Annotated in this window: 21 protein-coding genes; 16 read left to right on the forward strand and 5 right to left on the reverse strand. The window is 38.9% G+C overall.

Annotated elements, in window-relative coordinates; genetic code table 11:
• Both CA730_RS12295 and CA730_RS12300 read left to right on the forward strand, forming a co-directional pair.
• Positions 1-689: class I SAM-dependent methyltransferase (locus CA730_RS12295; protein ID WP_096667606.1), on the forward strand; the 689-nt coding region annotated here is incomplete at its 5' end.
• Between the two features lie 183 nt (positions 690-872).
• Positions 873-2012: a quinone-dependent dihydroorotate dehydrogenase gene (locus CA730_RS12300; RefSeq protein ID WP_096667608.1), complete on the forward strand. Its 1140-nt coding sequence runs from the start codon at positions 873-875 to the stop codon at positions 2010-2012.
• A gap of 469 nt (positions 2013-2481) precedes the next feature.
• Here CA730_RS12300 and CA730_RS12305 read toward each other — a convergent pair whose 3' ends face one another.
• Complete coding sequence (locus tag CA730_RS12305; protein ID WP_096667610.1) at positions 2482-3231, reverse strand: hypothetical protein; 750 nt, start codon at positions 3229-3231, stop codon at positions 2482-2484.
• Positions 3232-3570: 339 nt separating this feature from the next.
• Here CA730_RS12305 and mreD point away from each other — a divergent pair, with 339 nt between their 5' ends.
• Positions 3571-4188, forward strand: a complete 618-nt coding sequence (mreD, locus tag CA730_RS12310) for a rod shape-determining protein MreD (protein ID WP_096667612.1) — start codon at positions 3571-3573, stop codon at positions 4186-4188.
• Between the two features lie 5 nt (positions 4189-4193).
• Positions 4194-5360 (forward strand): bifunctional diaminohydroxyphosphoribosylaminopyrimidine deaminase/5-amino-6-(5-phosphoribosylamino)uracil reductase RibD, encoded by a 1167-nt coding sequence (ribD, locus tag CA730_RS12315; protein ID WP_096667614.1) that lies wholly within the window; start codon positions 4194-4196, stop codon positions 5358-5360.
• A 17-nt stretch (positions 5361-5377) separates the two neighbouring features.
• Here the strand turns inward: ribD and CA730_RS12320 are convergent, their stop codons facing one another.
• On the reverse strand, positions 5378-5596 hold the full coding sequence (locus tag CA730_RS12320; RefSeq protein WP_053537647.1) for a hypothetical protein: 219 nt from the start codon (positions 5594-5596) through the stop codon (positions 5378-5380).
• A gap of 570 nt (positions 5597-6166) precedes the next feature.
• On the opposite strand from CA730_RS12320, the gene CA730_RS12330 reads away from it, so the two are divergent.
• On the forward strand, positions 6167-8311 hold the full coding sequence (locus CA730_RS12330) for a DNA phosphorothioation-associated putative methyltransferase (RefSeq protein WP_096667618.1): 2145 nt from the start codon (positions 6167-6169) through the stop codon (positions 8309-8311).
• An 8-nt stretch (positions 8312-8319) separates the two neighbouring features.
• On the opposite strand, the gene CA730_RS12335 is transcribed toward CA730_RS12330, so the two are convergent.
• Complete coding sequence (locus CA730_RS12335; protein WP_096667620.1) at positions 8320-8898, reverse strand: hypothetical protein; 579 nt, start codon at positions 8896-8898, stop codon at positions 8320-8322.
• A gap of 228 nt (positions 8899-9126) precedes the next feature.
• Here CA730_RS12335 and CA730_RS12340 point away from each other — a divergent pair, with 228 nt between their 5' ends.
• From CA730_RS12340 to CA730_RS26440, 6 genes are all read left to right on the forward strand, one after another.
• On the forward strand, positions 9127-9696 hold the full coding sequence (locus CA730_RS12340) for a pentapeptide repeat-containing protein (RefSeq protein WP_096667622.1): 570 nt from the start codon (positions 9127-9129) through the stop codon (positions 9694-9696).
• Positions 9697-9895: 199 nt separating this feature from the next.
• Positions 9896-10648 (forward strand): winged helix-turn-helix domain-containing protein, encoded by a 753-nt coding sequence (locus tag CA730_RS12345; RefSeq protein ID WP_096667624.1) that lies wholly within the window; start codon positions 9896-9898, stop codon positions 10646-10648.
• Between the two features lie 50 nt (positions 10649-10698).
• Positions 10699-12015, forward strand: coding sequence for a sensor histidine kinase (locus CA730_RS12350; protein WP_096667626.1), 1317 nt, complete (start codon positions 10699-10701; stop codon positions 12013-12015).
• Positions 12016-12296: 281 nt separating this feature from the next.
• Positions 12297-12965 carry a phosphate signaling complex protein PhoU gene (phoU, locus tag CA730_RS12355; RefSeq protein WP_096667628.1) on the forward strand — a complete coding sequence of 223 codons (669 nt, stop codon included), beginning with the start codon at positions 12297-12299 and terminating at the stop codon, positions 12963-12965.
• Between the two features lie 216 nt (positions 12966-13181).
• Positions 13182-14822, forward strand: coding sequence for an iron uptake porin (locus tag CA730_RS12360; RefSeq protein ID WP_096667630.1), 1641 nt, complete (start codon positions 13182-13184; stop codon positions 14820-14822).
• A 195-nt stretch (positions 14823-15017) separates the two neighbouring features.
• Positions 15018-15278 (forward strand): transposase, encoded by a 261-nt coding sequence (locus CA730_RS26440; protein ID WP_096667632.1) that lies wholly within the window; start codon positions 15018-15020, stop codon positions 15276-15278.
• Between the two features lie 64 nt (positions 15279-15342).
• On the opposite strand, the gene CA730_RS26050 is transcribed toward CA730_RS26440, so the two are convergent.
• The gene (locus tag CA730_RS26050; protein WP_269076538.1) at positions 15343-15468 is read right to left on the reverse strand and encodes a hypothetical protein; all 126 of its coding nucleotides are present in this window, start codon (positions 15466-15468) and stop codon (positions 15343-15345) included.
• On the opposite strand from CA730_RS26050, the gene CA730_RS25610 reads away from it, so the two are divergent.
• The 5 genes from CA730_RS25610 to recJ all read left to right on the forward strand — a co-directional run bounded on the left by CA730_RS25610 (position 15445) and on the right by recJ (position 20266).
• Positions 15445-15687 (forward strand): zinc ribbon domain-containing protein, encoded by a 243-nt coding sequence (locus CA730_RS25610; protein ID WP_157750065.1) that lies wholly within the window; start codon positions 15445-15447, stop codon positions 15685-15687. The genes CA730_RS26050 and CA730_RS25610 overlap by 24 nt on opposite strands.
• 475 nt (positions 15688-16162) lie before the next feature.
• The gene (gene def / locus CA730_RS12380; RefSeq protein ID WP_096667636.1) at positions 16163-16726 is read left to right on the forward strand and encodes a peptide deformylase; all 564 of its coding nucleotides are present in this window, start codon (positions 16163-16165) and stop codon (positions 16724-16726) included.
• A 12-nt stretch (positions 16727-16738) separates the two neighbouring features.
• Positions 16739-16942, forward strand: coding sequence for a hypothetical protein (locus CA730_RS12385; RefSeq protein WP_096667638.1), 204 nt, complete (start codon positions 16739-16741; stop codon positions 16940-16942).
• Positions 16943-17079: 137 nt separating this feature from the next.
• Positions 17080-17886, forward strand: a complete 807-nt coding sequence (locus CA730_RS12390) for a PD-(D/E)XK nuclease family protein (RefSeq protein ID WP_096667640.1) — start codon at positions 17080-17082, stop codon at positions 17884-17886.
• A 67-nt stretch (positions 17887-17953) separates the two neighbouring features.
• A complete protein-coding gene (gene recJ, locus CA730_RS12395; protein ID WP_096667642.1) occupies positions 17954-20266 on the forward strand; it encodes a single-stranded-DNA-specific exonuclease RecJ in 2313 nt (770 codons plus the stop codon).
• A 112-nt stretch (positions 20267-20378) separates the two neighbouring features.
• On the opposite strand, the gene CA730_RS12400 is transcribed toward recJ, so the two are convergent.
• On the reverse strand, positions 20379-22931 hold the full coding sequence (locus CA730_RS12400; protein ID WP_172891183.1) for a substrate-binding domain-containing protein: 2553 nt from the start codon (positions 22929-22931) through the stop codon (positions 20379-20381).
• Positions 22932-23475 lie beyond the last annotated feature (544 nt).

The raw sequence follows: 23475 nt of genomic DNA on the forward strand, positions 1-23475 counted from the left end.
ATCATGAAGCTGCTTTTGATAGTTCAGAAGAAGCCCATTATGCGAGTCGTACTTATGCCAGTTTTTTACCCGAAATTATGCAACATATTCCTAATTTAGATGGTGCGATTGATATTGGCACAGGGGATGGAGCATTTTTAGAGGAATTGCTGCGTACAGGGTTTACTTCTGTTATTGGAGTAGAACCTTCCCAAGCACCTATTCTAGCTGCTAAGGAGGAAATACAACCATTAATTAAGCATGGTCTTTTCAGAGTTGAGGATTTTCAAGCGGGAACTTTTAGTCTTATTACTTGTTTTCAAACTCTAGAACATTTGTATGACCCTAAACAAATGTGTCAAGATGCTTATACTCTTGTCAAAAAAGGTGGGGCTGTTTTTTTCATTTGTCATAATCATCGCGCTCTCTCAGCTAAAATTTTGAGAATGAGATCTCCCATTTTTGATATTGAACATTTACAATTGTTCTCGGAAAAAAGTGCTAGATATCTTTTAAAAACGAATGGTTTTACAACGATAACAACTAAAGTTATCTTTAATCGTTATCCTTTACATTACTGGGTAAAATTATTCCCACTTCCTTTAAAACTCAAGCGCTTCTGTCTTTCTTTTCTGAAGAAGACAAAAATCGGCTACTTACCCGTTTCTATTCCCGCTGGTAATCTTGCAGTAATCGGTTATAAAAAGTGAAATTAAACTGGAAAATTTAGACTTAAAAAAATCTTCTCAGTTGGGATTTTTGCAAATTATCAGTTTTATAAATTACATCTACGAAATCAGAATTGAAAGAAGCAAAACATTTTTTAAAATTCTCAGATTCACGTAAAGCTATAATATGAATATAATTCTACGTTAACTGACTCGTAACATAAATTGGATCTTTATAAATCATTAGTTGGTCATTTCCTATTTACTCTGGTGAAAACCGAACCGGAGTGGTTGCACAAACAAACCATCGGTAGTCTAAATTGGCTGTCGAAAGCCAGTTATTATCCTTATACCAATTGGTTAAACAGCCTCCTTCAGCAGTATCTGTGTCTAAATGATCCACGATTGGAACAAACCATACTGGGAATGAAATTTCCCAATCCTTTGGGGTTAGCCGCTGGATTTGATAAAGATGGTATTGCTGCTAATATTTGGCATAATTTTGGTTTTGGTTTTGCTGAATTGGGTACTGTTACTTATCACCCCCAACCGGGAAATCCGCCCCCTCGGTTGTTTCGTTTACCTTTAGATCAAGCAGCACTTAACCGGATGGGTTTTAATAATTCTGGTGCAGTCGCTATGGCTGCAAGATTAACAGAGGCAAAACAACATTTAATTCACCCAGTCCCGATACCGATAGGAATAAACTTAGGTAAATCTAAGATAACATCCTTGGAACTAGCAGCGCAGGATTATCTAGAGAGTTTTCGATTACTTAAGGATTTGGGTGATTATTTTGTAGTTAATGTTTCCTCTCCCAATACACCGGGATTGCGATCGCTCCAGGATGCTGCCATGCTCAATCAAATATTGGACGGAATACAACAGGAAAACACCGCGAAAAAACCCATATTTGTGAAAATAGCCCCCGATTTAGAGTGGGAGGCCATATCTGACATTATTGCTCTGGTAAAAACTTACCAAATCGCTGGTTTAATCGCCACCAACACCACTATTAGCCGGGAAGGACTCAAAACCCAAATCATTGAAAAAACTGGCAAATCTCCCCAAGAAGAAGCGGGAGGAATTAGTGGAAAACCAGTGCGCGATCGCTCCACAGAAGTCATTCGCTTTATTTACCAACAAACCCAGGGACAAATGCCCATCATTGGCGTAGGTGGCATATTTACCGCCCAGGATGCTTGGGAAAAAATCACAGCCGGTGCTTGTCTAGTCCAAACTTATACAGGCTGGATATATGAAGGACCAATAATGGTACGCCGCATCCTCGCCGGTTTATTAACCAAATTAGAAGAAAACGGCTTAACATCCATCAGTCAAGCGATAGGGATGGGTAATAGGTAATACGATTTTAGAGGATGTTTTAAAAGTGGTATCCCATAATTTTCATCACATTGTTACCCCCCTTAGTCCCCCCGATGCTTTGGGGGAAAACCGGAAAAATTAGTTCCCTCCCCAAAGCATCGGGGAGGTTTAGGGAGGGGTAATTTGAGGAATAATGGTGATTCGATAACTTGTGTGTACACCGTAGCCTTTATAAGGCGATGGTTGAAAAGTTTTTAATAAACAAACCCCTCTCCAAACCTCTCCCCGCTTCGGGGAGAGGCTTTGAAACCCCCCTTCCCAGCCTTCGGCACGCTGCGCTAACGTAGGGAAGGGGGGCAGGGGGTTAGGTTTTTGGAGATTATCGGTTTCATCTAATACTTTTCAAACAACCTCTAAGGGGAGAGTTAGGGAGGGGTAAAACATTTGATCCAGCAACCATGACTTTTCAAACACCCCCCAAGCTAAAAACAACTCTTTTTCCTGTTGCCTATTCCTGAATTGGGAAAAACTCCTTAGACCTACGAGAATAGGACCAAGCAATACCATCAGGATCACGGCTACGACACCACTCAGCAAAATCTGGGTCATTGCGTCGTTTGTACACCGTACTGGAATAGACATTTAGCCGTTTGGCTAATTCAGATTGGATCAAAGAACCAAAAACTAACTGTTCTTCTAGAGGTTTTCTCACTTCCTCATGGGTAGGAACAGGTAAAGATTCAGATTCAGATTCCAATTTAGATTCAGATTGCGTTTCCTCCTCCTGGGGAATGGGTGGAGGTGGAGCCAAAAACGAACGGACAATCTTAGTAACTGGTTGAGCGGGAAGTTTTTCTACTAATTCACTACTATCAAGAATATCGCCGAGAATACTGGCATTAATAAAGTAGTACGATTGATACTCCTCATTTTCTGAATCTAGTACACTAGCACCAAATTCCCTAGCTTTGCCATCTAAATAGCTTTTTGCCGCCTCTCCAGAAAAATTACCCTTGATTGCCAAGTCCATGGGCGTAATTTTCCCCTGATTTTCCTGAATTAACTCATAAAAAAGCGGATTAACTTGATTGCACCACTTTTCCCATCTAGATTGCTGCCAAAGATTGAAAACCATTAACAGACCTAAGATTACCAGTAAAACTTTCCAGGTATTGACTAGGAAAACAATCAAAAACGATATCGGCAAAATTAGAACGAGAAAACTTTTGCCTGAGTTTTCTATGATTTTTTCATTCATGCTGATTTTTGCCAAATTAATTTTTAGAAAATAATATTTCTATCTTGGCAAAAATTTGGACATTTGTTTGTATCTTTTGGCAAAATTGTCGCCAATTATTCGGCAAAAGCTACTGATGCCATAAAAAGTACCTAACTATATCAGTATGTATTTCAAGCCTTTGAAAAATTGGTGTGTAGTCAGATTAGGTTCACAAAGATTAAAATTAAGCAGTGATATGGAGGTATGCACTGGCATGAGATCCTAATTTTCATCCCAGAGGCTTACACCGAAAAGATTTGACTCCTGATTGCTGACCGCCCAAAGCTATTATAATAATCAATCAATAATCATTAAAATATGAAGATACCTGGATTTACCAGTAACAGAGATAAAAAATCAACTTCAACTAGACGAAAATCCTATTTTTTGATTCCCCCATTAGCACTTTGGCATCCTTGGTGGCATCAAATTGTGGATTGGATGGTAATATTTTTAACTGTAATGTTATGCTTACTAATGTTGCCAACTCGTCTTCCTGGGATGGAATTATTAGGCATTGGCCCTAACTGGCTACTGATTTGGGTCGTGGCTTGGAGTGTTAATCGCCCAGTATTTTCTGGGCTGCTGTCAGGAATCATTTTGGGACTACTGCGAGATGCAATGACATCACCAGATCCCACTCATGCCTTGTGTTTGGGAATTGTGGGAATGTTAACCGCCCTGATGCAAAAACAGCGGTTTATTCAAGAAGACTTTATTTCTATTGCTTTAATTGTATTTGTGATGGCTGTGGTGGCAGACACTATTTTTGCTTTCCAGTTATCTTGGGAAGGAAATCGTCATGTAGCCAGTATTTGGACATATTACCAGCGTGCAACCTTAGCTTCGGCAATTCTTAGTAGTTTGTGGGCGCCTGTGGTTTATTATCCTCTTAATCGCTGGTGGCAGCAAATGAAATTAATTCGTAATTCGTAAGTCAAATGGATAATTTTCCAGGAGTCTCTCCAGCATCTACATCCTTAACTGAAAACCATCCTGTAGTCCCAGAATTAGTAAGTAATGACTTTGATTCGCGGATGATGCTACGGTGCGTGGAATTAGCTCGTCTGGCGTTGGGATACACTTCACCAAATCCCCTAGTGGGGGCGGTGGTTGTCCAGAATGGGGAGATTGTGGGAGAAGGTTTTCATCCCCGTGCCGGTGAACCTCACGCTGAGGTTTTTGCTCTCAGAGCAGCGGGAGAACGGGCGCACTCAAGCACTGTTTATGTGAGTCTTGAGCCTTGTAATCACTATGGACGGACTCCTCCCTGTTCGGAAGGATTAATCAATGCTGGTGTGTCTAAGGTGGTGGTAGGGATGGTTGATCCTAATCCCTTGGTAGCAGGTGGTGGGATTGCGCGGCTAAGGGCTGCGGGGATCGAAGTTGTAGTTGGAGTAGAGGAAGCGGCTTGTCGGCGTTTAAATGAAGGGTTTATTCATCGCATTCTCTATCAACGACCTTTAGGTATTTTGAAATATGCTATGACTTTAGATGGTAAAATTGCCACTACTGCTGGTCATAGCGCTTGGGTAACAAATCAAGATGCTCGCACTGAGGTGTATCAATTGCGAGCCGCTTGTGATGCGGTGATTGTTGGTGGGAATACAGTGAGAAAAGATAATCCTTTCTTGACTAGCCATCAAGTTGCGGCTCATAATCCTCTACGAGTGGTGATGAGTCGTAGTCTGAATTTACCAGAACAGGCTTGGCTATGGGATACTCAGGAAGCTCCAACTTTGGTTGTAACGGAAGTTGGCAGTTCACAAGCTTTTCAAAAAATGCTGCGGTCAGAAGGTGTGGAAGTGGTAGAATTTAGCTCCCTCACTCCAGAAATAGTCATGGGTTATTTATATGAGCGCGGTTTTTGTAGCGTGCTATGGGAATGTGGTGGTATTTTAGCAGCTAGTGCGATCGCTCAAGGCGCTGTCCAAAAAATCATGGCATTTATCGCCCCCAAAATTATTGGTGGAGATCATGCTCCTACACCTGTGGGAGACTTGGGTTTAACCAGTATGACTGAAGCCTTACCGTTGGAGCGGGTAAGTTGGCGAATTGTCGGTAATGATTGCTTAGTAGAAGGTTATTTACCATCGAAAGTTAAATAAACAGCACAACTACTTCACTATGACTGTTGGCGTTCATAAGCTAAATCACGAATCAGACTCAGCCGAGATTGGATGTAATCACACAAGAAATCAATTTCATGAGGATCTAAAAAAGCTTGATTAGTTATTTGTTTCACCAACCACTGCACCAAACTAGCATCATCAAGCTGTAAAAGTGTTACTGTGTGGGTGGCTTCAACGATAGACCAAAGTTGACGCATGATAGTTGGAGTCATTAGACCTCTATTTAGTCATTAGTTTAGTTCTTTTCAGATTACACAATTCTGATATTAACTGACTGCATAAATCTACAACTAGATATAACTATTATTAAAAATTTAATAAATGACCAAATGTTTTGCTGAAAATTAAGAAATGTCAAGTTATATGAATTAACTTAATTTAACTTAACTAAGACCACAATTTGTCATTAGTGAACGTTATTTTTTGTTGTGTTTTACTCTTTTTACAAAAAAAGGGAACAGGGAACAGGGAACAGAGAACAGGGAAGAAACACGCATTTGCACCCGTTTAGAGCTTCATTCACAAAAAAGATGTTTTTACAAGATGCGTAGCACGAAAACAACAGTGTCATTATTTCAATCTCATGTTTAAAAACATGAGTTCTTTTTGTTCCCTTTGAGTAATTTTGATCAAAACAATAACAAACTACTCCAACATATTGATAAACAATGGCTTGAACTGTTTTTACTTTAGTTTTAAAGTTTATTAACTTCCAATTTCCGATTTTTTGTACTAAAGTAAATGTAACCAGGTTATCTATATTTTTACAAGATGACAAAGTAATGGTTCAACCTGATAACATAAGGAATGCGGTTGAGGAAAACCTCTCAACGTTTCACTCTATTGATATAAATAACATAAATCAATATTGCCAAAACAATCCTGTTGGCAAAATGTTACCTGATGCCTTTTACATTCACATTTTAGCTCTACATACTCTTGATCCTTGGCTTCAGGAATATGAAAGCCGCGCCCGTAGTGCCTTACCTAAAGTTCAGGTGGCAACTATAGTCAAGTTTAGCACAAACAAACCCAAGATTTCCTATCTATTTTATCCTGATTTTGATACTGATCCTCATCCGGCTTTACAAGCTAGTATTCAGGTTGACGTAGAAACTCTAGAAGTTGGTTATCGGGATTATAGCGATTCAGAAAATCCCCCCATTCTGCACCGCAAAGAAACTTTTGTGACTCCAGAATATCCCCTCTATGAGGAGTTTGCAGCTTTAACTCGCGCTCAAGTTGCTTTAGGTTTACTTAATTACACTAAAGGAATTGGCACTAAGTTGGGTTGGGAACAACGGCTACAAGTTTTTGGTGTGAAAGTGCAAGGACACTGTTTAATTAAACGGGAAAGCAGTTCTATAACTACAAATATAGTTCCAAAAATAGACCGTCACAAAGCCGCAATTATTCGCCCTGATTTGTCTCGTCCCGTGCGGTTAGCTTTGGAATTGAGCTTATTTAGTCCAGAAACCACCTTTTTTGATTATGGTTGTGGACATGGTGGAGATGTTACCCGCATTGCTGAACATGGTTATACAAGTTGTGGCTGGGACCCTTATTACTCGCCATATACGCCGAAAATAGCTGCGGATATTGTCAATATTGGTTTTGTCATCAATGTGATTGAAAATCAAAGCGAGCGCCGAGAAGCCTTAATTCAAGCTTGGGAACTAACTCAAAAGGTGTTGCTAGTAGCAGCCCAAGTGTTGATATCTGATATGAAGCGGGGTGTAATTGCTTATGGCGATGGTATTATCACTAACCGCAACACATTTCAGAAATATTATGAGCAGGAAGAATTAAAAATTTACATTGACCAAGTATTAGGAGTTGACGCAATTCCTGTGGCTTTGGGGGTGTATTTTGTGTTTCGAGATGATGCTGAAGCGGAGTTATTTCGTGCTTCTCGCTTCCGTTCCCGTGCGACTACTCCCAGAATCCGTCTTTGTGTAAAACGGTTTGAGGAACATCAGGAATTATTAACACCGCTGATGAATTTTCTGACGGAACGCGGAAGAATGCCTATTAAGGGAGAATTACCCCAAGAAGCGGCAATTGCTGAGGAATTTGGGAGTTTACGCCGAGCCTTTAATACCATTATACAGGCAACTGATTCGGAAGAATGGCAAGCGATCGCTGACAAACGCCGTCAAGATCTAATGGTTTATTTAGCATTGTGTAATTTTAGCCGTCGTCCCCGATTAGGACAATTAGCACCAGCAGTACAAGAGGACATCCTGGGTTTATATAGTAGTTATAAACAAGCCTGTTTAGATGCTGACCAAATGTTACGCAGTTTGGGAAATACAGAACTAATTATTAAACGTTGTCAAGAAAGCAAAGTCGGGAAAAAATTACCTAATTCCCTTTGGGTTCACATTTCTGCATTACAAGCAGTTGACCCCTTATTACGTCTTTATGAAGGTTGCGCTAGTCGCACTATTGGACGGTTAGAAGCAGCCAATGTAATTAAATTTCATCTAAAAACGCCTAAGATATCTTATTTATTTTACCCTGATTTTGATATTAATCCTCATCCCATTTTATCAAAAGTCATGACAATTGATTTGCGAGATTTGCACGTTACCTATCAAGATTATGATCAAGAAAATGACCCACTAATCTTACACCAAATAGAAGCTTTAGTTACTCCCGATTATCCCCAATATGAGAAATTAGTTAAACTAACTTGTCAAGAAGAAGATAGGGGTCTTTTGGATAATTGGCACAGTATTAGTCATGTTTCTGGTTGGGAAAAATGTCTAAAAGAAAATTGTACTGTTATTGATGGTTATCGGTTATCTTGGGCTAAAGATGCAGATGCTTATAAATTGAAAGCACTTAAGGCAGCTTTGAGAACTCGACAAAGAAAAAAGAATGTTGCTGACGCAGAGACGCAGAGGCGCAGAGAAGAGGAATAGAGGGTTATTTATGTTTGTTTTGCTAGTTTTATCCAGTCTTCGATTCCTTTTTTTGTGGGGATTCCTGAGTTATTAAATGTCCAAATATCTCGTTTATGTTGTTGTCCATAACTAATATGAATTGGTTGGTTATAACTGTAAAAGTAGAGGGAATCAAAGGGTAGTTTTGTTTGTAATACCCATTCTACTAATTCTGTGCTGGGTAAGTCTGTAATTAGAAAATCACAAGCAGCACCTAATCTTTCACAGTAGTATTTACCGTTTTTGTTGATTTCATGGCTGATATGTTGGTCGAGATTCGGAGCTACTCGTCCATTTTTTTGCCCTGTCATTGGGTCTTTTTTCTCAAGATACTTTTTTAAGTCTGGAGAACAAAAACCGTAGGTAAGACGAAATCTTTCTCTACCAAAATAATCTATCACTGGGTCAATGATAAATTTATTTAAATCCTCTAATGCGGGAATTACTTCTGGTAGATTTTGTGGATAAGGATTGATATTTTGGGCATATTTATGATAGGTTTGAGTGCAGGTACAAAATTCTTCTAAAGTTAGATATTTTCCTAGTTTTAAATTATGAGTATTCATAAATACTGGATAGCTATAAGACCTGTAATTTCATTGTAGCATTTATTTAAATTCTAGTTTCTTGATTGCTCAGAAGTTAAAAAATGTGAATAAATTTATCATTGGAAATGTATTTATGTTTAGATTAAATAAACGACAGTGTTAAACTATATTCTCGATAATTATGCTCTCATATCTAATTTAATTATTTTTTAATTTTGTCCGACTACTTACCAAGGTCTAAAAAGTATGAATGTTCAAGAACTTTTGGCTAGGTACGCAACAGGAGAAAGAAGCTTTAACTGTATTGCTTTACCAGGAGCGAATTTGCAAGGAGTCAACTTGGGTGGTGTAGACTTCGGCAGAGCAGATTTAAGAGGAGCAAACCTGACAGCAGCTTCTTTAAGTGGAGCTAATTTGAGTAAAGCGAATCTTCAAGGAGCAATCTTAACAAGAGCGCATTTATCTGAGGTTATTCTTTGTGGTGCTGATTTAACTCAAGCCACATTAAAAACTGCTCATTTAAATGAATCAGACCTCAGTGGTGCATTGTTGAGTTGTGCTAATTTATGTGATGCTAATTTACACATGGCATCAATTTCCGCCGCAAATTTGCAGGGTGCAAACCTCAGTGGCGCAAAAATGGGAGGTGTGAGAATGTGGAAAGCAGACTTACAAGGTGCAGATTTGAGTGGTGCAGATTTAAGCGAGGCTAATTTATGCGAAGTGAATTTAACAGGTGCTAATTTAGATGATACAGATATGAGTGAGACTTTTTTAACTGGGGCAATTATGCCTGATGGTAGCATTCATAGTTGATTTTTACATCGTAGGTTGGGTTGACGTAAGGAAACCCAAGCAAATCAATAATCCTGTTGGGTTAAGAGTCGCTCAACCCAACCTACATTTCCCTAACCGAACAGTATTGCAATTAACTTAAATACAAAGAAAATTAAAATAAATCTATGATTGGTATGATTTATAATATACTAGGCTTTATTATACACTGAAAAAATTAATGTATACCAGTGAATTAGCTAAGTATTCTGCCAGGGCAGATATTGGACAAACAAGCCGTATTCTCGTAGTCGAAGACGAAGAACTAATTCGGGAAATGTTAGTTGTAGCCTTGGAAGGGGAAGGTTATGATGTAATTGTTGCTAGTGACGGCAGAACAGCGATAGAATATCTGAAAAATTGTGAAAATAATTCTGAAGAACTGTCTTTGGATTTGGTGCTGTTAGATTTGATGTTGCCGCAAATTAATGGTCTGGATATTTGCCGTTTTTTGCGTCACCAAGGCAACTCAGTGCCAATTTTGATGTTGAGTGCTAAAGGTAGTGAAACTGACCGAGTGCTGGGCTTGGAGGTGGGTGCTGATGACTATTTGACGAAACCGTTTAGTATGCGAGAATTGGTGGCGCGGTGTCGGGCGTTACTTCGTCGTCAACGTTTAAGTGCATTGCCACAGGTTCCGGTTCTTAAGCACAAAGATATAACTTTAAATGCTCAAGAGTGTCGGGTAACTGTGCGTGGAGAAGAGGCGAATTTATCTCCGAAGGAGTTCCGGCTGTTAGAATTATTTATGAGTTATACACGACGAGTGTGGTCACGGGAGCAGTTGTTGGATCAGATATGGGGTCCAGATTTTGTGGGGGATAGCAAAACTGTGGATGTTCATATTCGCTGGTTGCGCGAAAAGCTGGAGGAAGATCCTAGTCATCCAGAATATATTGTGACTGTGAGGGGTTTTGGTTACAGATTTGGGTGATTTGCGAAGATAGTTGTTAGTTTTGAATCATACACCAACTAACGACTTCTATGCTTTTTTTGGGATTTTTTCTGGGTTTAGTTGTCGGCCTTGGTTTTTGGGTTTGGCAACAGGTTCACCTGAACTGGTATTTAGAGCGATTATTGCAACCGTTAAATTCTCATTCCCATAAAATCAATAACATTAAGTTGCTGCTAAGACCTCGCTTACGGCAGGATATTTCTATGGTGAATAAACAAAGACAGGATTTGCAGCAATCATTGTCTATGTATCAGAAATTGCTAGATTTTGCACCTGTGGGGTATTTGCAGGTAGATGAGGAAAATCAACTGTTATGGTGTAATCAGCAAGCGCGAGAAATTTTATATCTTCAAAGGTGGCAACCAGGACAGGTGCGTTTGTTGTTAGAGTTGGTGCGGTCTTATGAATTAGATCAGTTAATTGAACAAACTCGTGATTGGCAAAAGCCACAGGTGCAAGAATGGGTTTTTCACCCTTCTTGTGAGGATGCTAGGGAGATGACAGCGGTAAAATCTATGTTTCTGCGGGCTTCTAGTTTACCTCTGACAACGGGACAAGTGGGGGTATTTTTGGAAAATTGCCAATCTGTGTTAGATATGAAGCAAGAACGCGATCGCTCTTTTTCTGATTTAGCCCACGAACTACGAACACCCCTCACGGCTATTCGTCTGGTAGTGGAAACTCTGCAAACCCGTCTAGAACCACCTTTAGACCGTTGGGTTAATAGGTTGATGCAAGAAGTTGACCGATTGATTAATTTGGTGCAAAGTTGGTTGGAACTGACGCAAATGGAAAATAATCCCACCATGCAGTTAAAGTTGGAAATGGTGGAAATGCGATCACTCATCATCTCAGCATGGGAAACTCTAGAACCAATTGCCCAACGTCAGTCTTTGAGTATTAACTATACTGGACTAGAAAACATCTATATTCAAGCAGATAAATCTCAACTTTATCAAGTGTTTATCAACTTGCTAGATAATAGCATTAAATATAGTCCCGCTCAAACAACTATTGAGGTTGAAACTAACATAATTTCTACTGATAACGGTCAAATGTTAGAAATCAATATTATTGATTCCGGTATTGGCTTTGCTGTTGCCGATTTACCCCACGTATTTGAACGCTTTTATCGCGGAGACAAAGCTCGATATCGTTCACCCGTTGAAGTCAATTCGACAACGGGAATTGCCGGTAGTGGATTAGGTTTAGCCATTGTCCAGCAAATAGTCATTGCTCACGGTGGTGCAATTAAAGCCATGAACCATCCAGAAACAGGTGGGGCGTGGCTTCAACTTCAATTCTCTCAGATCATGACAAATACACCTACCCAAGACTATAGTTAACGTGAGTTCGGAGTTAGGAGTTAGGAGTTAAGTAGGTGAACAGAAAAATTTAAAGGTATGTGAAGAAAAGTAAAATCACTCAAAACTCTCTTCCTGTTCCCAGTTAAGAGTCCCCTGTTCTCTTGCCCCAACGACAATTTTTAACGCCCACCTACTTATGATTTTTTCAACGAGAGAATAAGGGCTTGAGACTCCTACGTGGGGTGAGTTTTCCACAAATTATCGTTATGTCGAACTCACGTTATAGTTAATAAAATATATACACTTTTTATATAACCAGCGTGAAAACTGTATTTGATCCACAAAATCATGAAATACCGCAGATAGAACGCTCCATTAGGCGTTTAGAACGGGATTTATTACGCATGGGTGCTTTAGTAGAACAATCATTTCGTCTTAGTCATCAAGCCTTATTTGCCGGTGACTTAATAGCAGCGGAACAAATACCCAAACTAGATAAAAAAATTGATCGCTTTTATCGGCAAATAGAATCTGAGTGCACAACTATTATCATTCGTCAAGCACCTACAGAAAAAGATCTACGATGTTTAAGTGCTTTTATGCAGTTAGTTCGTGATCTAGAGCGGATTGGGGATTATGCCAAAGATTTAGCAAAAATTGCCATTAAACTCTTTCCTTATCCTCAACATAGTTCTTTGCCAGAAATTGCCATTATGTCCCAGCACGCCCAAGCAATGTTAGCAACTTGTTTGGTTGCTTTGGCAGATTTGGATGAAACCAGCGGACAAAGAATGAAGCAGCTAGATGATGCTGTAGATAATGCTTATGAGCATCTTTATCAAACCTTTGCCCAACTAGAAAATTTTCCCGGAGTCATTGAACCAATTCTGCTGTTAACCTTAGCAATTCGTTGTTTAGAACGCATGGCAGATCACGCAACTAATATTGCCCAACGAGTTACATATATTGTCACAGGTCAGCGATCGTAAATTTGATATTGATCTTTATCAATACGTACCATAAACAGAGTATAATCTCAAATTTACCAGATCATAAATAAATTATAACTTTGTATAAAAATTTTGATATTTAGTTGTTTTAATTGTCATTAATGGTGTAGAATCACCATAGAACATTTATGTGTAAATTCCATCAGGACATTACCATAAGTTGGATTCATTTAGGTGTGTGAGAGACTAAAATTTATGAAAAAAGCTTTTTGGAATATTCTCAAAGTTAGCCCTGCTATCGCTTTGATCCTACTAACTGGTAATAGTGCCTTTGCTGGTGAAGCTAACGAAAAAGTAACAAGCGTTGCTCAGTTATCCCAAGAGTCCAACAGCTTGGGTCAAGTAACATCCGTTTCTCAGTTTTCCGACGTACAACCTACAGATTGGGCGTTTCAAGCTTTACAGTCATTAGTTGAACGTTATGGTTGCGTAGCTGGTTATCCTAACGGTAATTTCCGAGGTAATCGCGCTTTGAGTCGTTATGAATTTGCGGCTGGTTTAAATTCCTGCCTAGACCGCGTTAATGAACTCATTGCTACTGCAACTGCTGACATGGTAAGCAAGCAAGATCTAGCTACCTTACAGCGCTTGCAAGAAGAATATTCTACCGAATTAGCAACTATTCGCGGTCAAGTAGATGCTTTAGAAGCTCGTACTGGCGAACTAGAAGCTAATCAGTTCTCTACCACCACCAAACTATCTGGTGAAGCAATTTTCAGCGTATCCCAAGCTTTTGGTGATAAGGTAGCAGTTGCTTCTGGCGCACCAACAAGAGACGCAGACAACAATGCAACTTTCTCTGACCGAGTGCGGTTGACTTTGAACACCAGCTTCACTGGTAAAGACCAATTGCAAACTCGGTTGAATGCGGGGAATATTGCTAGTAATGCAGGTACTACCGGAACCAATATGAGCCGGTTGGGTTATGACACTGGTGCTAACGCCAATGCTGTTACTATTGACAAACTTAACTACGCTTTCAACTTGAGCGACAAAATTCGTGTCAAGATTGATGCTACTGGTGGTGAGTTAAACGAAAACGTCAATGTTTTCAACCCTGACTTTAGAAGCAGTGGTTCAGGTTCTCTATCTCGCTACGGACGTTTCAGCCCGATTTATCGTCAAGCAGCTGATGGTGCGGGTATCACTGTTAACGTCACCCCTAGTGATAAATTTGTTTTGAGCGCAGCTTATTTTGCTACAGGTAGAGATAACGCAGCTAACCCTGCACCTGGAAGCGGACTATTCGATGGTAGCAACACTATCTTTGGTCAGTTGGCTTTCAAGCCTAACAAAGCAATCAACGTTGGTCTAACCTACGCCCATAGTTATCAAAGAGGTGTTGCCAATTTCTTTGGAAACACTGGAAGTGCCTCGGCGAATAATCTGGGCACTGTTGCTGCCGATAGAACTGAATCTAACAACTACGGTGTACAAGTTAGTTTGCAACCTACACCAAAAATTACATTAGGCGGTTGGGCAGGTTATACAACAGCTAGCTCTTTAGTCGGTACTCCAGAAAGTGCTGAAATATTTTATTGGGCTAGTACAATAGGTGTCAAAGATTTCTTGAGAGAAGGTAATACTCTAGGTTTTATCTTTGGTCAATCACCTAAAATTACTGAAAGTGCAGTACGTGGGCAATCAAATATCAATGCTTTGAAAAATGCAGGTTTTGAAGCAGGTGATTCTTATCACATCGAAGGTCTGTACAAGATTAAGCTTTCCGACAATATTCTGGTAACTCCTGGTGTGTTGGTAATCTTGAATCCTGAAAATAACGACAAGAACGCCAACGAATTGGTTGGTACTTTACGGACTACCTTCACTTTCTAGAATTAGGTTAGGAAGTAATCAGGATTGATTCGTATAGGGGTTTAGCAATGCTAAACCCCTATTTTGTATGTAAAAATTGATAAAACCCCAACAAAACCCAACATTTGTAGGGGCAAACCCCCTGTGGTTGCCCCAAATACCGGGGTAGGCACGGGGGCGCTACCCCTACGTGAAATACAATAGAGGACGCAGGCCTTGCGCCCCTACGGGTTTGGAGAGAAAGAGTTTATTGAAAATCCTAAGCTTGCAACTAATAAGAAAATTCGCCGTCAATTAAGAATTAGACAGCGCCGAGTTAATCGTAAAGTCAAGGGTTCTAACAATCGCAAAAAAGCTGGGAAAATAGTTGCCAAGCTACATAAAAAAAATGCAGATAAGCGAAATGATCTGATCATCAATGGAAAGCAGCCAATAAAGTTGTTAACACCGCTGAGGCAATTGTCCAAGATGATCTAAATGTTAAGGCTATGAAGTCCCGCTGCAAACCCAAAAGGCAGCAAGGACGATTTATGGCTAATGGTCAATCTGCAAAACGTGGATTAAATCGCTCTATTTCTGATGCAAGTTGGGGCGAATTATTTTCTAAGATTACTTGGCTGGCATTGAAGTCTGGTATGGCGATATGCACTTGCATGAGATACATCATAGCCCCCTCATCGCTTGCGGGGAGGGGGTTGGGGGTGGGGTTCTTGTATCTCACTCAATCGAGAACCGCTATAAGCCAGTATTATCCGTTAATCCTAAATTTACTTCTCAAGAATGTTCGGCTTGTCATCATATTAGTAAAGCTAATAGAGATAGCGAAAAGTTCATTTGTGAAAATTGTGGACATATTGACCGAAAAATTTTAGATTTTGGATTTTAGATTTTGGATTGGGAATTTTCGGTACAAGCCCCGCCCCTTCAGGGCGGAATTAATCAAAAATACTCGCTGCGCTGCGTACGCAACGCTTTCGCCAATCTAAAATCCTCAAGCTCCATACTTGTTTGTTGGAGTCAATCCAAAATCCAAAATCGTAAATCCAAAATCTGTTGACCATGCTGATACTCAGGCTTCTCGGACAATTTTACGAAGAGCTAATTTAAAATTTGTCAGCAAAGACATTAAAAACCTACCGGGGGACTCTCGGAAAGTTACGCTTGTCAGAGATGATTCTGCCAGTAATGGCAAACAGGATCAGGGCAAGAACCGTACATCTAAGGTAATACTTGAAAAGCGGATATTATTCGAGCAGTTGTCTTTACAATTATTCGATTAAGAATCCCCGCGTCTTTAGACCAGGGAGTGTCAATAACGATAGAATTAGAATATATTGTTCACTATCAAGCCATCAAAAACCATGCCATCTGATATTGCTGTCGAGAAGAAAAAATTAAAAAATCCACCTTTGCAAATGCACTACTTAGGCGATCGCGTTTTGCGTCAGCCGGCAAAGCGTGTTACCAAAATAGATGACGAACTCCGCCAACTAGTGCGCGAAATGCTGCAAACTATGTATAGCTCAGATGGCATTGGTTTGGCTGCACCTCAAGTTGGTATCAATAAACAACTGATCGTGATTGACTGCCAGCCAGATCAACCTCATCATCCGCCATTAGTATTAATTAACCCTACCATTAAACAGGTTAGCAGTAAGCTCTGTGTAGCTCAGGAAGGATGTTTGAGTATTCCTAACGTCTTTCTAGATGTAAAACGTCCAGAAGTGGTAACAATCGCCTATAAAGACGAGTATGGCCGTCCCCAAACATTAACAGCAGGTGATTTACTCGGTCGCTGTATTCTTCACGAATTGGATCACCTTAATGGTGTGGTATTTGTAGATCGTGTAGAAAATTCCTTGACTTTAAACGAAGAGTTATCTAAAAATGGCTTCTCGTATCAGGCAGTGAAACCAGTAGCATAGGGTGGTCTAGTAGTGTATTTAACTCCAAAAAGCGGTTTATTTTTAGGTGGTGCTTGTATTGCAGCGATCGCGGCTGTTGGTTCAGTTTTTGAATTAAGTTATGGAGAACCAGATTTTGGTGTCCCAACCACTGCCATTATCCTAGCTTTGAGCATTCCGCTCACAGTATTATTTTTTATTGCCGCAGTGAAGGATGCACGAGATAATATAGGATAAGCATCAGGTATATGAAAAAGGTAAGAGGATGAATGAGGAATGCACACTTCACCCTTTTACCTTTTATTTTTTACTAAGTAATTGGTAATTGAGAGGTAGAATCTTTATTTTTGGATTTAGATCAATAAAAGAGAATCATGCTACCAACTTCTACCCCCATACTCCGACTTTCCCAAGGACATCTCAACTTACTCACAGCTTGTCCGCGCAAATTCCAACATAGCTACTTAGAACAACTAAATACTCCTCTAGATCCTACACACGAAGAATATCAAATTTTAGGTAGTCGGTTTCACTTGCTGATGCAGCAACGAGAAATGAATTTACCTATTAATAAATTACTACAAGCAGATCCTCAATTACAAAATTGGATGACTGAATTTAGCAAAATTGCTCCAGAAATATTTATAACTAATATTGATAATCAAACCTTTCGAGAAAGCGAACATTATCGAACATTACAAATTGGCAATTATCTCCTCACAGTCATTTATGATTTATTAATTGCCGACCAAAATCAAGCCCAAATTCTCGACTGGAAAACCTATCCCCAACCACCTAAAAGAGAAAAATTAGCTCAAAATTGGCAAACAAAACTTTATATGTACGTCATGGCAGAAACTAGCAACTATTTATTAGAAAATATTTCCCTAACTTACTGGTTTGTAAAATCAAAAGAGCAAACTACAAATATTAAATTTTGTTATAATGAAAAAGAACATCAGAAAACAGCGCAGGAATTAAATCAACTATTAAACAATCTCACACAGTGGGTGAAAGATTATCAAAATCATATATCATTACCCCAAATTGCCAAATCCCAGAAAATATGTGAATCTTGTCAATATGCCATGAGGTGTCAACGTCAAAAGATTAAGGAAGTAACTATAGATATTAACCAGAATTTTCCTAGTTTAGAAAATATTGCCGAAGTATCAGTTTGAATTAATGAATAAGATTGTCTCACGCAGAGGCGCGGAGAGAAATACAAAAGTTAGAATGTGATTTAAGATGGAATGGATTTTAACAACACAAGAGAAACCCCCAGATTGGTTTATTGAATTAGTGAAAAAATACGCACCAACAACAGGTGTTAACTTTGCTGCTCAATTATTTTGGCAAAGAGGAATTCAAGATCAGGAAAAGTTAGCGGCTTTTATTAATTATCAAAGTTATCAACCTGCCAGTTCTTTTGAATTTGGACAAGAAATGAATTTGGCTGTACAACGATTAATAACTGCGGGCAAAACAGGAGAAAAAATTGCTATTTGGGGAGATTTTGATGCCGATGGAATTACCTCGACAGCGGTATTATGGGATGGTTTGGGTGAATTTTTTCAGCAACATCGTCAATTAAGTTATTATATTCCCAATCGCTTAACAGAATCTCATGGTTTAAATAAATCAGGAATTGATAATTTAGCAGCCCAAGGTTGTAAATTAATTATTACTTGTGATACAGGCAGTACAAATATTTCAGAAATCATCTATGCCCAAAATTTAGGGCTAGATGTAATTGTGACTGACCATCATACATTACCACCCGAACGCCCTCCAGTCATCGCCATTATTAACCCGCGTTATTTAGCACAAGAACATCCTTTATATCATCTTTCTGGTGTGGCAGTTGCTTATAAATTGGTAGAAGCATTATATATCAGGTTGCCAGATATTCCCGAACATCCATTAACAGATTTATTAGATTTAGTAGCAGTAGGATTAATTGCCGATTTAGTCCAATTAAGTGGTGATTGTCGCTATTTGGCACAGTTGGGAATTCAACAATTACACACAGACTTTAAAAAAACACCATCAGCCAGAAGAAGACCAGGAGTGGGGAAGTTATTAGAATTATGCCAGAAAAGTGGCGATCGCCCCACAGATATTTCCTTTGGTTTGGGACCCCGCATTAACGCCGTTAGTCGCATTCATGGTGACGCTAGTTTCTGTGTAGAATTATTAACCAGTAGAGATATGCAACGTTGTCAACAACTTGCAGAAGAAACAGAATTAGCTAATTCTCGTCGCAAATCTTTACAAAAAGATGTCCAAGCCCAAGTTACTAAAAAACTCAGTCAATTAGACTTATCAACCACCAGCGTTATTGTTTTAGAAGATCCTCAATGGGCAGGTGGTGTTTTAGGTCTGGTTGCCGGACAAATTGCCCAAGAAACAGGGCGACCAACAATTTTGTTAAGTACAGAAGCAAAAGAAAATAAGACGGATTCTAGCCCATCTCTAGCACGAGGTTCAGCCCGTTCCATTAACTCCGTTGACTTATATCAATTAGTTCAAGAACAAGCCCATTTATTACATCGTTTTGGTGGACATCCCTTTGCAGCAGGGTTGAGTTTATTAGTAGAAAATATCCCCCTATTTACAGCCGCAATTAACCAGAAATTACGTCAATCTCTAGGAGGAATAAATCTCACTCCGACAGTACAAGCTGATTTGGTGGTGACAGTTGCCGATTTAGGCAAAGATTTATTTTTAGAATTAAAACTGTTAGAACCCTGTGGAATGGGTAATCCTATTCCCAAATTATTAATTAAAAACTGTTGGTTTGAAAATTCTTGGCATAAAAATGAACAAGATTTCAAAGGCAATAAAATCCAATATATTAAAACTGACTTTAATATTCGAGATAATTCTACCAATAATCCGTTTCCGGGGATTTGGTGGGGACATTATAAAGAAGAACTGCCTATGGGTAGATGTGATTGTATTGCCGAAATTGATTTCAACAGCTTTAAAAAACGTTATGAAATTAGATTAATCACCGTCCGTCCTAATAACGAAAGCGAATTAAAAACCAAAAATTCAGCATTGGTTTTAGATTGGCGAAATCAGGAAAACTTAACCGAACTAAACCCAGAACAATCATTATTAATTATGCAAGATTGTCCTACTAATTGGGATCATTTACGTTTATGGTTCAAGCAATCGCTCAATCAAAAAAAACAATTAGTTATTACTTGGAGAAAACCCCAGAATTTAAACCCCAAGGACATTTGGCTAACTTTAGTAGGAATTTCTAAATACCTCAGTCGCACAAACCAACCTGTTACCAGAATCAAACTTTTAGAAAAACTAGGTATTAGTGACCAAAGCCTATATTTGGGTTTTCAAGCATTAAAACACCTGGGATTTATCATCCAACGTCAAGATAATCATTTACAAATAATCTGGGATTCTACACATCATCTCCAACCCGCAGATAATGTTATTAACCAATTTTTAGCCGCAGTCAGAGAAGAACAATTCCAACGAGATTATTTTTTTCATGTGCCTTTATCTATTATCATTGCCATGATTGGTAAATAATCTCGTAGGAAACAGGGAAGAGGGAAGAGGTGATAGAAGAAAAAATCTTCTTTTTTTTACTCCGAACTCCAAACTCCAAATTCCGAACTCCGAACTCCGAACTCCGAACTCCTTAACCCTCTTTTTGTTCTTGGAAAAACTTCTGATCAATAGTTTTCGTATATTCTCTATTAGCAGAAGTAGCCGTTATATGATAGTCAACTGAATTATCCACAAAGGGAACAGTTAACTTAAATGTACCATCGGGATTAACCTTGACTTTTTGACCATCAATGGCGACATTTGCACCTGCTTCTGTAAAGCCATAAAAAACCAATTCTGTGTCAACAATAACCCAGAAATCTGTACTGGGACGACTGAAAATACGAACTGTCCCAGAACGCGCTAAACACAACCACTGATTATCCCGATTCACATAACCAATTTCTGTCATATAGTCCCGTTCACCTCTAGGAATAGGTACATAACAATCATTGATTGCGGTTTCACATTCGTATTGTGCATCGAACTGAGGACGCTGATAGCTCAGATCAAGATTGGTAACATCATAGACCCGGATAGCCAACATGGTAAATCCTTGATTGTGTAATGCTTGTTGATGATCTTCAGAAATATACCAAGATAGGTAAGCCCATTTGGGAGTACGGGGTGTGAAAATAATTCTAGTATTTCCAGTCGCATTGATGGGATTAATATTAGTCCAGGCTTCTATTTCAGCATCTAATTCCATTGCTATGGCTTCATTTGTAGCTGGGAGATGCAAGGGAGTAGGATATATCTCTTCTTCTATTTCCGGGGTATTGAGCGTAATTTGACTAGTAATAGCGTTTAAAGCCTCACCTAACTCGAATGGTAAGTCAATTGGTAAATCAGATAATAAATCTTGAGTTTGTCGTGATTGGCTGACTGGTTGAGGTGTTTGGGTTAGGTTCAGAACTTCTGTTACGCTGTTATCTGGCTTCACTGGTGTGGGGGTAATACCAAGTAATTCTGATAAGGACGTAATCTTTTGATTAGATTTAGTTACAGGCCTTTCTAGTGCTTCTAATGGAACATTACTGACTTCATTTGTGGAAATATCTGCATTAATTGGCTGGTGGTGAATATTCAGGATTTGTGGAAAGTGACTATTGACGACAATAACAGGATCTTCTGTCTCCCAAGCCACTTCATCATAGTTGAGATCAAGATTAATTTCGGGCATTTTCTGAATTTGATTATTGGGAGAAGTCGTCTGTGGTACATCTATAGTGGCTATATTACTGACTGCCGTTATTTCCTTGTCATCATCTTCTTTGTAGGAATTTGCACCATTAAGTCCATTGCCATTACTATTTAATATTGATGCAAATGCTTCTGAATCTGACAGAGTAAACATGGTCTCTGGCAGAGAATCACTGTCTGGATTTGAGGATATCTGCGCTTTTTCAAGTTCTAGCGAAGCGCCGCTGTTGGCAGTTCGCTTTTTTCTTCTCAACCACAATGGTAAAAAGGTACTTAATCCCGCAATTAGCAATAAAGGCATTAGTAAGAAAAACCTCATATTTTTGGTAATCATTGAGGGATTATCAAAGGGATTTATTAACTGTGTTTCCCCTTCAGCTTTTTTAGGTTCGGGTATAACTAATGTTTCTGGCGTTGGTATTACTAAAGAGGGACTTTGAGAAACTGAAGGGGTTGCTGTAGGAGTTTCTGAAGAGGTTACTGTAGGAATTGCTGTAGAGACGTTAGCCATAGGTACAGACATAGTTTGTATTGATCTGGCTGCAATAGCAATTGCCTCTGCTTCTTTAGCAGCTTTTATAGACTCTTCTCCTGGTTTGGCTAAAACAAAACCTAGAAAATCTCTAACTTTAGGACTGGGATTTTCTTTATAAACGTAAACAAAAGACTGGAAAAAAGGATATTTAGAATTATCTGGCAAAAGATCTTGTACTTTTAATACCCGCACATCTGGCAACTTAGAAATTTGACTTGCTAACACATAGCTAATGCCGTCATTACTTAATTCATTAATAATGTTAGGTGTGTTATCTTCCACCATTTGCACCGCATTAGTACCTGTTAATAGTTGGCCAGATTTAAATACTGAATATTCACCAAAGGAATTACGAGTATCACTATCGAAGGGACGATCTATAAATCTAATATTACCTTTAGCATTTCCCAATTGTGACCAATCTGTAATTTCTCCGCGAAAAACCTTGGCAAATTGCTCAGTAGTCAGACCATCATAGAAGGGATTATTCATACCAACAATGATGGCGATTTGTTCTCGACGCACTAGCACCTGTTTTAAACCTTGTGCTTTTTCTTCTGGAGTGAGTTTGCGACCAAGGGATGCTATATCAGCTTTACCATTTACAACCGCTTTTACGGCATCTTCATTGCCATTGATAGCAATTTCTACCTTAGTTCCCGAAAACTGGGTTTCAAAGTTTTCTTTTAAGCGTTTGTTGACAAGTAGGGAGTTACGAGAACTATCAACTTTAACTACAGTCCCATTTTCTACTTTTTCTGGTAGGGGAAAATCTGGAGTCTCATTCTTGGATTCTGCTTGGATGGGTAGGGAAATTAAGAAATTTGCTACCATTGGACTGGTAACTATAGCCACTACTAAGGCCAGTTTGATAATTACAGGATTTTTTTGTTGTTGTTGCCACATATATCTCTGATTTAGCCAATATAAATGAACTACTCGCCAATAATCAAAATATTGTTTGATTGAGCAATGCCTTATCCAAATTGGAAAAAGCCTTGATTTGTAGGTTAAACTGTTTGCTTTAGCGTTAACCAGCCATAGCATAAAATTTAAAAAATGCGTTAGGTTACGCTTTGGCTTAACCCAACCTACAGAAAATGGCTAAGGTATTGATTGAGAAGATGGGTTAATTATACAGCCTGAGTTATTTTTATCTGTAATAACACAAGTGATTAAATTAAAACAGGAGTCAGGAGGAATCAGTAGGGATTTAGCAATGCTCAACCTAAACTTGTAGAGAAGGCGAAATTAATATATGCTTTATATTTGCGCTTTGTGTTTAATTTAAATTTTATTTCAACCAAGCACTATTAAGTTAAAAGTGTGCTATAGTTGTTCCAAGATGTCCTTTGAAGCAAAGTGGCGATTACTGACTATTGAAAATGTTGACAAAACTGAAAATTTATATATAGATTTTTAAGTATTTAATTTGATAAAACAATTAAAA

The sequence above is a fragment of the Dolichospermum compactum NIES-806 genome (genome assembly GCF_002368115.1).
In the GTDB taxonomy this organism is placed as follows: Bacteria; Cyanobacteriota; Cyanobacteriia; order Cyanobacteriales; family Nostocaceae; genus Dolichospermum; species Dolichospermum compactum.

Excerpts from the sequence above, each read along its gene's own strand:
- CA730_RS12305 (WP_096667610.1), bottom strand. The coding sequence starts at position 3,231 with ATGAATGAAAAAATCATAGAAAACTCAGGCAAAAGTTTTCTCGTTCTA.
- mreD (WP_096667612.1), top strand. The coding sequence starts at position 3,571 with ATGAAGATACCTGGATTTACCAGTAACAGAGATAAAAAATCAACTTCA.
- ribD (WP_096667614.1), top strand. The coding sequence starts at position 4,194 with ATGGATAATTTTCCAGGAGTCTCTCCAGCATCTACATCCTTAACTGAA.
- CA730_RS12320 (WP_053537647.1), bottom strand. The coding sequence starts at position 5,596 with ATGACTCCAACTATCATGCGTCAACTTTGGTCTATCGTTGAAGCCACC.
- CA730_RS12330 (WP_096667618.1), top strand. The coding sequence starts at position 6,167 with ATGGTTCAACCTGATAACATAAGGAATGCGGTTGAGGAAAACCTCTCA.
- CA730_RS12335 (WP_096667620.1), bottom strand. The coding sequence starts at position 8,898 with ATGAATACTCATAATTTAAAACTAGGAAAATATCTAACTTTAGAAGAA.
- CA730_RS12340 (WP_096667622.1), top strand. The coding sequence starts at position 9,127 with ATGAATGTTCAAGAACTTTTGGCTAGGTACGCAACAGGAGAAAGAAGC.
- CA730_RS12345 (WP_096667624.1), top strand. The coding sequence starts at position 9,896 with ATGTATACCAGTGAATTAGCTAAGTATTCTGCCAGGGCAGATATTGGA.
- CA730_RS12350 (WP_096667626.1), top strand. The coding sequence starts at position 10,699 with ATGCTTTTTTTGGGATTTTTTCTGGGTTTAGTTGTCGGCCTTGGTTTT.
- CA730_RS12360 (WP_096667630.1), top strand. The coding sequence starts at position 13,182 with ATGAAAAAAGCTTTTTGGAATATTCTCAAAGTTAGCCCTGCTATCGCT.
- CA730_RS25610 (WP_157750065.1), top strand. The coding sequence starts at position 15,445 with ATGCACTTGCATGAGATACATCATAGCCCCCTCATCGCTTGCGGGGAG.
- CA730_RS26050 (WP_269076538.1), bottom strand. The coding sequence starts at position 15,468 with ATGATGTATCTCATGCAAGTGCATATCGCCATACCAGACTTCAATGCC.
- def (WP_096667636.1), top strand. The coding sequence starts at position 16,163 with ATGCCATCTGATATTGCTGTCGAGAAGAAAAAATTAAAAAATCCACCT.
- CA730_RS12390 (WP_096667640.1), top strand. The coding sequence starts at position 17,080 with ATGCTACCAACTTCTACCCCCATACTCCGACTTTCCCAAGGACATCTC.
- recJ (WP_096667642.1), top strand. The coding sequence starts at position 17,954 with ATGGAATGGATTTTAACAACACAAGAGAAACCCCCAGATTGGTTTATT.
- CA730_RS12400 (WP_172891183.1), bottom strand. The coding sequence starts at position 22,931 with ATGTGGCAACAACAACAAAAAAATCCTGTAATTATCAAACTGGCCTTA.